Raw genomic sequence first — 12,894 nt, forward strand, 5'->3', positions numbered from 1 at the left:
GCCTACAGCTTCAGGCGGTCACCACTTCATGGTGCACCAGCCGCCTCGCTCAATTGGGTCTCTGACAAGCGAATGCCAATCCACATACAAGCACAATTGTCACCACAAGATTCGAGGACAGAACTCCAATCCCAACGGTGCAAGTCCCAGAAAGAAGCAATATGAAAAAGGAGATGTTGATCAACGTCGCCCAACCGGAAGAGTGCCGGATCGCGATCGTTGAAGACGGCATACTCGAAGAGTTGTACGTCGAACGTAGCAGCCAAGACAATTATGTCGGAAATATTTACAAAGGTCGGATCGTCAACCTAGAGCCTAGCATTCAAGCCGCCTTCGTCGATTTCGGTGTCGGGCGCAATGGCTTCCTGCACATCAGCGATGTCGAGTCGCAATATTTTCGACAAGGAGGGTACGATCCCAGCAAACTTATTCAGCCGGGTGAAGGACCCCCAAGTTCGGACGATGACGAAGATTGGACCGAAGATGGTCCCGTCGAAAAAAGCCGCAATGGTCGCGGTGGAACGCAAACCCGCAAGGCCCGCCCCGGAGTGCGCCCGCGCGTAAAGCCTCCGATTCAAGAGATCTTTAAACGCGGGGACGAAGTACTTGTGCAGGTAATCAAGGAAGGGATCGGCACCAAAGGACCAACCCTTTCCACGTACATAAGTATTCCTGGCCGCTATCTGGTGTTGATGCCGGCGCTGGGACGTATCGGCGTTTCACGCAAGATCGAAGATGATGATGACCGTCGGCGACTGAGGGACATCCTCCGCGAGCTAAACCCCCCCAAAGGCTTGGGATTCATTGTCCGAACCGCAGGTACCGATCGGACTAAGAAAGAACTCTCGCGCGACTTGGCTTATCTCTTGCGACTTTGGAAAGTCATTGTGCGGCGGATCAAAAAAACCACCGGTCCGGTCGATATCTATGAAGAAAGCGACATGATTATCCGTACGATTCGTGACATCTTTAGCAACGATGTCGATGCAATAGTTATCGACGAACCTCAAGCGCATGAGCGAGCCAAGGAGTTTTTGCAGATCGTGATGCCTCGCTATGCAAGCCGGCTGTCGCTCTACGAAGGGAAAGAGCCTCTGTTCCACAAGAACAAGCTTGACGAAGAAATCGCCCGAATCCATCAACGGCAAGTACCACTTCGAGGAGGCGGATCGATAGTGATCGACCAAACTGAAGCTCTGGTGGCTATCGACGTGAACAGTGGCAGTTTCCGCACAGATGGTTCCGCCGAAGAATCAGCTTTCCGGCTCAACCAAATTGCCGCCAAGGAAATTGCTCGGCAACTTCGCCTCCGCGATCTGGGGGGTGTGGTGGTCAACGATTTTATCGACATGAGAAAAGAACGCCATCGTCGCACCGTTGAGCGAACCCTTCGCGACGCCGTCCGACGGGACAGAGCCAGAACCAAGATTCTGAGGACAAGTCCATTTGGCCTGATCGAGATGACCCGCCAGCGAATCAGGCCCAGTCTGCGCCGCAGCGTCTACCGGGAGTGTCCCGCTTGCAATGGCTCAGGATTGGTTAAGAGTGCCGAGAGCATGGCAATTGAAGTAATCCGCAAGCTACTGATGTGTGCCCATAACGAGCGGATAGCTCGGGTTTCAGTCCGGATTGAGGAGAACGTGGCCAACTATCTCAACAACCGCAAACGGCGCGAATTGACCCGCATGGAGGACGAATACAGTTTGCAAGTACAGATCCTCAGCGATGAGGATGCCTCACCGGAATTCCTGCGAATTGAGTGCGAAGACGCCTCGGGGCGGGAAATCCGGTTCACGGAATAATACACGGGGCAGCCACCTTGGCTGTCCTTTAGCGGGTGGAAACCTGTACCAAGAAGCCAGCCCCTCGACAGGGCGAAATCGTTCCGTTAAGTTATGGGGTTTGGTGACGGCTGAGCCTGCTCTTAGGAGGTTCGCTTCTCACCCCCCCGAATCATTGACATTTATTTTTTGCCAGGATCAGAGCAGGTTATTTTGCCATGTATGCAATTATCTTAGATGGTGGACGACAATTCAAAGTGGAAGAAGGTCAGGAACTCACGATCGACTATCGTGATTTGCCGGCAGGCGACAAACTAACCTTTGAGAAAGTGCTGGCCATCTCCAACGGCTCGGGTGATCTGCAACTCGGCGCACCCACGGTCGCTGGTGCCACCGTTACCGCTGAGGTATTGGGTGCTGACAAGGGCGAAAAACTAGTCGTACAAAAGTTCCGTCGCCGCAAAAACTCCCGCCGCAAAACGGGTCACCGCTCGTTGCTAACGCGTGTGAAGATCGCCAAGATTTCTGGCTGATTGTCGGCTTGTTTGGTTAGTTGAATCGAAACTGCCAGCACTTTCTCACGCATTCTTTCCAGCCTTTCCAAGAATTCCGCCCTGGAGTTCCTCCGTCGAATCGCGACAATGGAGTTTACGGGCGAAGTGTATCTTGAGAGGGGTTTGTGATGCGAACAGATTTTCTGCGGCGCTATTCATTGGCGGCTTGCTTGAGCCTGGCGATCGGGAGCTTTTCAACGCCGCTATTTGCCCAGTCGACAGACAATATCCCCCCTTCTCCTCCGCCAACGGCATCTCCCAAGAATGCTGTCCCAACTGAATCCGTCGTCAAGGCGGAAGAAGGCCAAGACTCGGCAAAGCTCCTCACGGCTGAAGAAATCCAGCAACGGCTAAGTACTCTCGAAAGCGCTTCGATCGACGAAGTCGACAAACGCAAAGCGACCGAGTTCTATCAAAAAGCTCTCAGTTCCCTCTCGGTTATCGAGCAAAAACAAAACGATTTGGCCCATTTCGAAAACCTCAAGGCGAGCTACGAACAGGATCTCAAGAATAACAAGGAGGGTCTTGCCAATCTCCCGTCCGAAGTCCCTGGCATCGACGATGGGAAAACCCTTACTGAATTAGAAGATGAATTAGCACGGCGCGAGCAGGCGTTTGTAGATCTCCGTAGCGAACTTGAGAAAGCCAATACGCTACTTAAAAATCGCACGGACTGGCTTGCAAATTACCCCAAGAAGCTAGCGGACACGCAACTGGAGTTTGATCGGGCCAAGCAGGAGTCTGAAAAGTTTAGCGCCGCCGAAAAAACAGGCGTTGTTGCAGATGCAGAGAGAGCCAGTCTCAAAGCTTCAGAAGAAGCGCTCGCCAAAACGCTGCTAGTGATAGAAAAAAGGCGACAATACTACCTGATGAGCGGTGATCTGGCGCAAGTCCGCCGCGATTACCGTGCTAAACAGGTGTCTCTGGATGAGAAATATCTCGCCACTCTGAGAGAAGTTGTCAATCAACAGAGGTTGGCAGATGCCAACCAACAGGCCTCTGCCGCGGCCAGCGCTGCTGCCGTGCAACGTCCTGAAGCAATAGCCAAGCTCGCGACTGCGAACGCTGCCCTCGCTAAGGATCAAGCAGCTATCGTCTCCAAAATCTCTGCATTGGACAAAGAATTAACGGCAACGAAAAGCCAGCTATTGAAAGTAGCTGATGATAAGAAACTAAGCGAAGAACGTGTCAAGGCGGCTGGTCTTACTGAGGCCAGCGGCCAGCAACTCCGTCAACAACAGGAATTATTGCCCGACAATCGAGGCATTGCTCGAGAAATTGCCCTTCGCGAAACCGAAAAATCGGATGCCGTCTATACCCAGTACAAACTGCTCGATCAACGCAATGAAATCGAAGATGCCGATCTTGAAGCACGGGTCGCAGGCATTCTGGAGCTGGTGCCCGCTGATCAACGTGCCACTGCGGAACAGGAAATCCGCTCGCTGTTGGACTCCGAACGTAAAATCCTGGATTCGACCTTCGACAATTATGGAAAATATGTCAAGAATCTCAATGATCTGACGGCTGCCCAAGAAGAACTTATTCGCACGACAAATGAGTACCGCGAATTCATTGCCGAACATATTTTGTGGATTCGCAGTTGCTCTTGGCCTCGCTTGGCAGACCTGGAGCCAGCGGCCGGGGCTCTTGCATGGAGTCTCGATCCCGCGAATTGGCAGGCCGCACTGACTGCTTTCTGGGCACGTACGGGAAAATCCCCGCTTGTCGTGAGTATATTCGCCTTGGTGTTGCTTGTTTCTCTGTATTACCACCGACGTTTGCGGGTCCGTTTGCGCGAACTCGGAGAACAAGCCGCCAAACGCACGACGAGCGAGTTCTTGCCGACATTCAAGGCATTGTGCATTACCCTCCTATTGGCCCTGCCCTGGCCAGCATTACTGGCCTTTGTTGGATGGTGGATTGATAGCCCGCTAAACGAATCTGAATTTGTCCGCGCGTTGTCCGCCAGTTTACTTTTTACTGCATTATGCTTGCTGCGACTCGAGGTCGTGCGTCATATGTGTCGCTCTGGAGGATTGGCCGACGCCCATTTCGGTTGGTCGCAGGCTGGACTGGGTCAAGTTCGTCGGCACGTACGCTTGCTCATTTGGGTGGGCCTCCCATTGGTATTCTGGCTCACAGGATTAGAATTGCAGAACGTCGAGAAACTATGGAGTTCTACTCTGGGGCGGGCCTGCTATGTCGCCGTGATGCTGATCGTGGCGATCACTTGTTACCGTATCTTGCTTTCTCACCGGAGCCCCTTCCGGCAACTGTGGGCCAGTCATTCTGAGAAAGGCATCTCACTTTACACCTTTTGGACCCCAATGGTGACGGCACTCCCGCTTTTGCTGGCCCTGCTGGCAGTCGTTGGCTATTACTACACAGCTCAACAACTGACATTGCGACTATTGCAGACAGCGGTTCTCGTCTTTTCACTCATTGTAATTGGTGGGTTAACGCGACGCTGGATACTGCTCAATCGACGCCGTTTGGCCCGAGAACTTGCCAAACAAAAACGGGCTGCTGCTCTTGCCGCAGCCGAAGCCGCAGCAGCAGGAGGAGAAACTCCTGCAATTACGTCCGCTGAGTTGGTTGAAGACTCTGTCGATTTGGTAGCGCTTGGCGAGCAAACCATCAAATTGGTTGTCACGATACTCATGTTCATTGGGTTGGCTAGCGCTTGGTTTATCTGGGGTGAAATGTTGCCTGCCTTGGCGCGTGTAGATCAATGGGAAATCTTCCCTCAAGAGGGTGTCGAAGATCTTCTCACCTGGGGCCAACTGCTAAAATTTTTCTTGGTCGTTATTATTACATTTGTCGCTGCACGCAATGTTCCGGCCCTGCTGGAGTTTGCAGTTCTCCAATATCTGCCGATGGACTCCGGTTCACGCTATGCGGTCACAAGCATATGCCGCTACGTCTTGGTTGCGATTGGTATGGTCATGGCCTACACGTCACTCGGATTTGATGGCACAAGTATCCAATGGCTAGTCGCCGCGATGGGTGTCGGCTTGGGTTTCGGTTTGCAGGAAATTTTTGCCAACTTTGTGTCCGGTATTATCCTGCTCTTTGAACGTCCGATCCGGGTAGGCGACATTGTCACCCTCGGCGAGAAGACAGGTGCCGTCAGTCGCATCCGCATGCGTGCCACGACGTTAGTGGACATGGAGCGCAAGGAATACATCGTCCCCAACAAGGACTTCGTCACCGAACGGCTCTTGAATTGGACGCTGAGCGATCAAACGATCCGGATCGAGATTCTTGTCGGAGTTGCCTATGGATCCGATACAGAATTGGCCTGTCGATTGCTACGCGAGGCCGCCGCAGAACATCCTCATATTCTAAAGGAACCGGAGCCACTTGCCACGTTTTTTGGATTCGGTGATAGCGCTTTGAGCTTGCGATTATTCGCCTTTATCTCGAATTTGGAAAAGCGCCTACAGACAACGCATGACTTGCATACGGCGATCGACAAAAAGTTTAAGGAGGCTGGACTGGAAATCGCCTTCCCGCAGACCGACCTCCACATCCGCAGTTTGCCGCCAGATTGGCACCAACAGTCCTCCCAGCACAGCCAACCTGCGAATGGTAGAGCAGCGGAATCGACTGGTAGCAAGACGTGAAAGAGTCTGTGACTAAGTCTTACCTGCAAATCATTCACTATCGCTCGTCATGCGATTCACTCATCTACAGAAGGCGACAAGACCAATCGAGTATTCGGCAAGTTGCGGGGATTGATAGCGATTGTCATGTCCCGGCTGAATCCCAAAGCGGCCATCGCGGTTGATGAGAAAACCGAAGTGCTGTCGCTCGGGGTCAACCTTCCAGTATTCTGCGACGCCGAATTATGCCCGGATGTTGAGTTTATCGAGCGATCGTAACGGGGATTCTCGGAAAGAATCTGGATGACCAAATTAGGGGGGACCACGACATGTCGCTTGACGATATTGCGTTGTTCTTTGGAGATATAGGGAAAAACGGGTTGGGGCATAGAAGGATCCAATATCCATCGCAGCAGGAATCACCCAACAGCAAATGCGCGGGACGTTTATGCCCCTTGAGCTTGCCGCACAATGTCTTGCCGTCCATCGTTACCGTTTCGAGACTGTCTGAGGTGGACACTCCCTGACCGTTCTTGGCGCGGTGGCCCGCGAGTGAAGCCAGGAAGACGCCGGTCGTCGGAGTGCTTGTGGAATCCTAAGTCCTTTTGCCGTAAGGCAATCAGGCGTTGCCAGCAGGCTTTGACTGACCTGACCAGCCGGTACCCTCTTGCTAGGCACTTGACGAAACTTGAGCCTTTGTCAAGTTTTTTGCGAAAAAACCACTAGACTCCTCTGTCAACTCGATTACAATTATAAAGTTGAAAACAAGTCGTTCTCCCCCTTCCCCTCAAGCAACTCCCCAAAGCCAGTCGCACGCAAAGTAAGACAGCTCACCGCACGAAAAAAGACTCGCTAAACCTCTTGTGACGGCAGAGGATAGCTCCTTTAGTCCGGTAGCCTTACGGCCTATATGGCAATCTCCGCTGGCACAGCCGATGACGGCTAGGGGATCTCTGAGTCTAGGGCCCGAGAATAGGGTGGTGTTCCTGTCCGGTGCAAGTGCGTGCATTTCTTGCTCCGAGGTTTTTGGTTTTTTCCTAAAAGTTTCCCACGAACGGGAGGCTTCCTGACTAAAAGGACTTTCTTACTCGGCATGGGGCATGCTTGGTTGGTCCGTTGAGCATCAGAGGGAAACTGGATTGTAAGTCTAGTTTCCCTGCGCAGCGCGTACTCGATTACTCTTGCTCACTTCTTGCTGATGGATTGTCTGGGAAGCCCAGTTGCGTTAGGCAATTTGAATCGAGCGAAATACGATTCTGTTTGCCTATCGCAGGTGACTCAAACGTAATTTTTTTCCAAATTTTAGAACGTGTCAGCCATGCGAATTGTTGGTGTTAGAATTGGTTGTCTAGCTGATGCTTTTCAGGGGGAATTCTTGCTGACTCTCGACCAATCTCTTTCCCGATATGCCCTGACCAAACTATCTGATTTACTGATTTTGTCGGGCTATTTGGGTCAGCTAATGCCTTATTGTGCATGGCCCACAAAAGCTCTGTGCCCTGCAATGAATATTCATCATGGCATTTCACCATCGTCCAATACCTGAGCACTTATATATTTGAGGAGTAATTAACTTGTACGACGCGATCATGGATCACGATTTAGAGGATGACTCGAGTGTCTCCGAGGTAGACAAGGACTTTGACACCAAAGGTCTGGGCGACGACTCCGATTCCGATGGGGATGATGATCTCTCCCTTGAACTGGGGAGTAATTCCGACAGTAAGGATGCCGCTGTTGAAAGCGACAACGAGTTCGACGACGAATCTGTAGAATTGGAATCCTGGTCGGACGACCCGGTGCGCATGTATCTGACGCAGATGGGTGAGATTCCCCTGCTAACCCGCCAGCAGGAAATCAGCCTGGCCCGGAGAATTGAACACACACGCACAGCGTTTCGCCGCCGCCTACTAGCCTGCGACTATGTAATCCGTGTGGCTTATAAGGTGCTCTGTCGAGTCCATCGAGGCGAGTTACCTTTCGACCGCACAGTGCAGGTTTCCGTAACAGACCGGCTCGAAAAGGAACAAATCCTCGGTCGCTTGCCACACAATCTGCGCACTCTGGAAATCCTGCTCCAACGCAATGAGGAAGACTACACACTGGCTACCAGCAAGAGTGCCAAGCCTGCCATAAGGAAAGCGGCTTGGGCGCGTTTGGCCAGTCGGCGTCGTCGGGCCGTGATGCTTATCGAAGAACTCGGTTTGCGGACCCAGCGGATCGAATCCATGATTGCTCCGCTCGAAGACTTCAATCGGCGTGTTTGTGAACTCAAGCAGCAGCTTGATCAGATGAAAAAAGATCGCAGACCGCTTTCCGAGCGGAAGCCCTTGTTGGTTGAGTATCGCAATATACTGCGGATGACTCAGGAAACCCCTACAAGTCTTCGCAATCGTGTGTACTACTTGCGAGAAGTCTTCTCGAAATATCAGCAGGCCAAGCGAGGCCTTTCGGAAGGCAACCTCCGTCTGGTCGTCTCGATCGCAAAGAAGTATCGCAATCGTGGACTGAGCTTCTTGGATTTGATTCAGGAAGGGAATGCTGGTCTTATGCGGGCGGTGGACAAGTTCGAGTATCGTCGCGGATTCAAGTTTTGCACTTACGCAACCTGGTGGATTCGTCAGGCGATCACTCGCGCTGTAGCTGATCAAAGCCGCACGATTCGCATCCCGGTCCACATGGTCGAAACCATGAGCCGAGTCCGCAACGTGTCGCGAGCCCTACTTCAACGATTAGGCCGCGAGCCGACGATCGAAGAAACGGCTCGGGCTGCCGAATGTACTGTCGATGAAGCTCGCCGTGTGTTGGCCATGAGTCGCTATCCAATTAGCCTCGACCGTCCAGTCGGCAACAGCGAAGATAGCCATTTTGGGGATTTGCTGCCTGACTCGGGCGCGGAAAGCCCTGCCATTGGTGCCGGCCAAGAGATGCTGCGAACGCGGATTACCAAAGTGCTCAAGACGCTCAGCTATCGCGAACGCGAGATCATCAAACTTCGCTACGGATTGGGCGACGGCTACAGCTACACGCTCGAAGAAGTGGGCCATATTTTCAAAGTGACCCGCGAGCGAATTCGCCAGATCGAAGCCAAGGCTGTCCGCAAGCTGCAACAACCTAGCCGCAGCCAGGAACTTTCGGGATTTTTGGATTAAGCTCGCCCGATATTTGACACTCAACCCCCGCGGTGCGTTTTGCATCGCGGGGGTTTTTTGTTGAGGCGATTATTCGAGTGTTCTATTTCTTCCCATGCAGTACGATTTGGGAAGCTGATATTGAGCAACTCAACTGGAGTTGCGTCATTGCGTTCCCTTTTCTGTCAACTTCTTTAGCTAGAAGGATTTGCGATGAAATTGTTTTATCTCTATGCATACACTCTTTTTTTTCTATTGAATCTGTTCTTGGTCGATGCTTCCCACTCGCAGGTGGTGACGCTCATCCGCGGGCGGGCCTATACCGAGACGGTTGCTGAAGAGAAGCTTGCCAAGCTCGCTGAGTCGTACAGCGATCAAGCGGCGTGGCAAGAGCGTGCCGAGATGCTTCGAACGGGAATGCGTCGGGGTATGCAACTGGAAGGGCTTCCCCCACCGTGCGAATTGAAACCAATTCGCCACAGCAAGCGCGAGATGGACGGATACACGGTAGAGAATGTCGCGTTCGAAAGTCTGCCCGGCTTTTGGGTCACTGGTAATCTCTACCTTCCGGTAAACATCGAGGGGAAGATACCTGGGATTCTGAATCCCCACGGGCATTGGGGTAATGCCCGAATGACCGATCAAACCCAGGCTCGTTGCGCTGCCCAGGCTCGCATGGGAGCGGCTGCGTTTGCTTACGATATGGTCGGCTACGGCGAGTCCAAGCAATGTGAACATCGTCGCTTTCAGGTGCAGCGTTTGCAAACCTACAACAGCATGCGCGCGATCGACTTCTTGCTCTCGCTCGGCATAATCGACGAGGATCGACTCGCTGTGACTGGGGCTTCGGGGGGTGGCACGCAAACTTTCTTGCTCTCCGCGATCGATGATCGAATCGACTTGTCGATACCAGTGGCACAAGTGTCAGCACATTTTTTTGGTGGCTGCGAATGTGAGAGCGCCATGCCGATCCACAAGACGGACGAATATGAAACCAACAATGTCGAAATCGCGGCTCTCATGGCCCCCAAGCCACAGTTGTTGGTTTCAGACGGAGGGGATTGGACAGTGAACACTCCGCAAGTTGAGTTTCCCCATGTTCAGCGAATTTACTCGTTCCTTGATGCCGCGGATAACGTAGAGAACGCCCACTTTGCCAACGAAGGCCACGACTATGGCCCTTCGAAGCGGGCTGCCGCATACCGCTTTCTGGCGAAGCATTTCGGGTTGAATCTTGCCGCGGTGGAGAACTCACTGGGCGAGATTGACGAGGCCTTTTTCAAGCCAATTCCAGAGGACGAACTACGAGTCTTCACGGCCGAGCATCCTCGCCCTGACTATGCGATTACGGATTGCGAGGAGGTTCTAGGGTTGTTGAATAAGAAATAGAATCGCTGCTATATCGAGCAGTCATGGATGCCATTTGACAACCCCTTTTCTCCCCGCTAAACTGCCTGCTGAATTGATCGTGCCTTGGTGATCGGCCAGTGAGAATGTTGTCTCAGCCGACAAACAGGGAACTCCGGTGCGAATCCGGGACGGCCCCGCCGCTGTGACCGAGCAATATCAAGCGAATTTTTCTTTTGTGCCATTGTCTGTAGTGCCCTGCAAGTTGTGAGGCCAGGCGAGAAGGCCCGTTCGCTTGAGCTTGGGAGTCAGAAGACCTACCAACGCGTTGTATGTGGCCTGCTGCGAGGGACAGCGACCGCGTAATTAAGAAACTCTGCTGAGTTCCTAGTCAGTTGTACTTAATGCTCGCAAGTTGCTTATATGCACATGTATAGCGTTAGCGCGACTGCCTGCAGAATTCTCGAAAGCAGTGTATGTGCGGCAAGAGTACAATGCGGCGACTCCCTTCGCAGCGGGTAGGTTTTACATTAGTGGAACTGCTGGTCGTGATCGCCATCATTGGGGTGCTGATTGGGCTCTTGCTGCCTGCCGTGCAGGCGGCACGAGAGGCGTCGCGGCGTTCGCACTGCCAAAATAACTTGCGGCAAATCGGCGTGGCCCTGCTCAACTATGAACAGCAACATGAGGCGCTCCCAGTCGGCTGCCTTGAGAAGCGTATCTCCGGCAAGAATCCACCTGGACGCCAATTATCATGGATTGCTTCCTCGCTTCCCTACCTAGAACAGTCGACGCTCTTCGAACAACTCAACTTTGCCGTTGCTTACGACGATCCCCAGAATCTGAATGCAACCCAAACGGCACTCCCTGTCTATCTATGCCCAAGCACTTTCCGTTTGGCACCCAACCGCAGCAGGATGTTGGCTGGCGCTTCCGACAGTTCGCAAGGATTGGCGGTGTGCGATTACGGCGGAATCTATGGTGCTGCTTTCGTATCCCCCTCAGCTAACGGCGTACTGATATACGACCATGCTATAGCCATCCAAGAAATCACCGACGGCACAAGTTCCACCTTAATGGTGGCAGAAGATACGGGCCGCAACTGGATCATGGATGGCGAGTGGATCAACGGCGAAAACATCTTTGACCAGAGTAATTCGATCAATACGCAGCAAGACAACGAGATCTGGAGCGACCACCTAGGGGGTGCCTTCTCGCTCCGCTGTGATGGGAGCGTCCGTTTTCTTGATGAAAAGACTTCGACCGAGGTGCTACGGGCCCTGTGTACCCGCAATGGTACTGAAATTCCCGCGATTGTTTCTAGCAATTGATTGGAACTACTTACTAACAAACCTGGTTTTCATAGGACTGAACAACATGAAACTGAATTCTCGCCCGTTTCGCATCGCCAGATATCTAATTCTACTAATCGCTTTGTTGTCATCCGTTAATTCTGTGCAAGCGTTGCCCGAGGGATATCGAAAGACAATGATAGAGTTGAATTCGCCCCCTATAGGTCTCGCTTTTGATTCGAGTGGCATTCTGTACGCTATGGAAGGAGCCCCTTTTGGTACAAATGCCGCAACGATCCGTGTCAATCACCCTGATGGCTCTTTTGGCATGGATCTCCCGATCGCTGGCGATGACGAAAATAATTTCTTCATCGGTGGCATGACATATGATCCGATTGCCGATGGCCTCTTGGTCACGGACAACACGGCGGATGGACGCATCTATTCCTTGAGTAAGACTGGCACAAAGGGGCTCTTGGCCAGCGGCATTCCCGCCATCGCTGGAGTTGCGGTGCGCAGCACGGGGGAGATTTTTGTTTCGTCAGCATTGGGCGACAACCTGGGTCAAGTTTTTCAAATTGATCGAGTCAGCGGAACTGCAACACCCGTTGTCTCAGGCATTGATTACGGAGCAGGTTTGGCTTTCGATACCAACGGCGACCTGCTATTGCAAGATGCCGATGCGACAACTTTTGCGGGCAGAATCCAACGGCTGCCGATCTTTGAAAATGGTGGAGGATTAACCTTTGGCAGCCTCACGCCGTTGATTGATGGCATGCAGTCCTCCGCGGGAATCGCATTCGACAGCGAGGGAGATCTCTTTAGTACAGGGCCCGGCGGTCTGTTTGCCATTGCCGGCGAGCCACTCGCCGAAACCCTGTTTGACAGCGATGGCGATCCTTCTCAATATGCCACGGCGATCGCATTTAGTGCAGGCACCGCCCCGTTCGAACCCTTCGCGGGACCCGACGGAGGTCGGATGGCATTTATGGCGAATTTTGGTTTTAGTACTCAAGATACATTTATCACAATCATTGAACCACTTCCGGAACCAAATTCCCTTCTACTGGGGGGCCTACTCCTTTCTTTGCTGGGGGCCCGAAGAAAACTGACCGCGTGACTTTCTGTCTGTGGAATGGTTCAATGAAAGGCACATTTGTTTGATCGATGAACCATTCTGCAGG

8 protein-coding genes and 1 riboswitch are annotated in these 12,894 nt (G+C 52.6%); of the genes, 7 read left to right on the top strand and 1 reads right to left on the bottom strand.

The genetic code is table 11. From position 1 onward, the window contains the following. Nucleotides 1-161: 161 nt before the first annotated feature. From Pla144_RS01350 to Pla144_RS01360, 3 genes are all read left to right on the top strand, one after another. Nucleotides 162-1,802 (top strand): Rne/Rng family ribonuclease, encoded by a 1,641-nt coding sequence (locus Pla144_RS01350; protein WP_146447527.1) that lies wholly within the window; start codon nucleotides 162-164, stop codon nucleotides 1,800-1,802. Between the two features lie 197 nt (nucleotides 1,803-1,999). Then, nucleotides 2,000-2,314, top strand: a complete 315-nt coding sequence (gene rplU / locus Pla144_RS01355) for a 50S ribosomal protein L21 (RefSeq protein ID WP_146447528.1) — start codon at nucleotides 2,000-2,002, stop codon at nucleotides 2,312-2,314. A 149-nt stretch (nucleotides 2,315-2,463) separates the two neighbouring features. Beyond that, nucleotides 2,464-5,961, top strand: coding sequence for a mechanosensitive ion channel domain-containing protein (locus Pla144_RS01360; protein ID WP_146447529.1), 3,498 nt, complete (start codon nucleotides 2,464-2,466; stop codon nucleotides 5,959-5,961). Between the two features lie 56 nt (nucleotides 5,962-6,017). On the opposite strand, the gene Pla144_RS01365 is transcribed toward Pla144_RS01360, so the two are convergent. Then, entirely contained in the window at nucleotides 6,018-6,329 is a 312-nt protein-coding gene (locus Pla144_RS01365; RefSeq protein WP_146447530.1) for a hypothetical protein, read from the bottom strand. Between the two features lie 1,197 nt (nucleotides 6,330-7,526). On the opposite strand from Pla144_RS01365, the gene Pla144_RS01370 reads away from it, so the two are divergent. The 4 genes from Pla144_RS01370 (at nucleotide 7,527) to Pla144_RS01385 (ending at nucleotide 12,830) form a co-directional block, all read left to right on the top strand. Continuing rightward, complete coding sequence (locus tag Pla144_RS01370) at nucleotides 7,527-9,092, top strand: sigma-70 family RNA polymerase sigma factor (RefSeq protein WP_391580954.1); 1,566 nt, start codon at nucleotides 7,527-7,529, stop codon at nucleotides 9,090-9,092. Between the two features lie 192 nt (nucleotides 9,093-9,284). Next, complete coding sequence (locus Pla144_RS01375; protein WP_146447531.1) at nucleotides 9,285-10,460, top strand: alpha/beta hydrolase family protein; 1,176 nt, start codon at nucleotides 9,285-9,287, stop codon at nucleotides 10,458-10,460. A gap of 68 nt (nucleotides 10,461-10,528) precedes the next feature. Beyond that, nucleotides 10,529-10,757: riboswitch (cobalamin riboswitch) on the top strand. Between the two features lie 155 nt (nucleotides 10,758-10,912). Beyond that, the gene (locus Pla144_RS01380; protein ID WP_231936116.1) at nucleotides 10,913-11,749 is read left to right on the top strand and encodes a DUF1559 domain-containing protein; all 837 of its coding nucleotides are present in this window, start codon (nucleotides 10,913-10,915) and stop codon (nucleotides 11,747-11,749) included. Between the two features lie 46 nt (nucleotides 11,750-11,795). Continuing rightward, on the top strand, nucleotides 11,796-12,830 hold the full coding sequence (locus tag Pla144_RS01385) for a hypothetical protein (RefSeq protein ID WP_146447533.1): 1,035 nt from the start codon (nucleotides 11,796-11,798) through the stop codon (nucleotides 12,828-12,830). Nucleotides 12,831-12,894: the final 64 nt, after the last annotated feature.

Origin of the sequence: Bythopirellula polymerisocia (genome assembly GCF_007860015.1) — a bacterium.
GTDB lineage: Bacteria > Planctomycetota > Planctomycetia > Pirellulales > Lacipirellulaceae > Bythopirellula > Bythopirellula polymerisocia.

Bases quoted from the DNA above. Each gene is read 5' to 3' on its own strand.
- Pla144_RS01350 (WP_146447527.1), top strand. From the start codon at position 162: ATGAAAAAGGAGATGTTGATCAACGTCGCCCAACCGGAAGAGTGCCGG.
- rplU (WP_146447528.1), top strand. From the start codon at position 2,000: ATGTATGCAATTATCTTAGATGGTGGACGACAATTCAAAGTGGAAGAA.
- Pla144_RS01360 (WP_146447529.1), top strand. From the start codon at position 2,464: ATGCGAACAGATTTTCTGCGGCGCTATTCATTGGCGGCTTGCTTGAGC.
- Pla144_RS01365 (WP_146447530.1), bottom strand. From the start codon at position 6,329: ATGCCCCAACCCGTTTTTCCCTATATCTCCAAAGAACAACGCAATATC.
- Pla144_RS01375 (WP_146447531.1), top strand. From the start codon at position 9,285: ATGAAATTGTTTTATCTCTATGCATACACTCTTTTTTTTCTATTGAAT.
- Pla144_RS01380 (WP_231936116.1), top strand. From the start codon at position 10,913: ATGCGGCGACTCCCTTCGCAGCGGGTAGGTTTTACATTAGTGGAACTG.
- Pla144_RS01385 (WP_146447533.1), top strand. From the start codon at position 11,796: ATGAAACTGAATTCTCGCCCGTTTCGCATCGCCAGATATCTAATTCTA.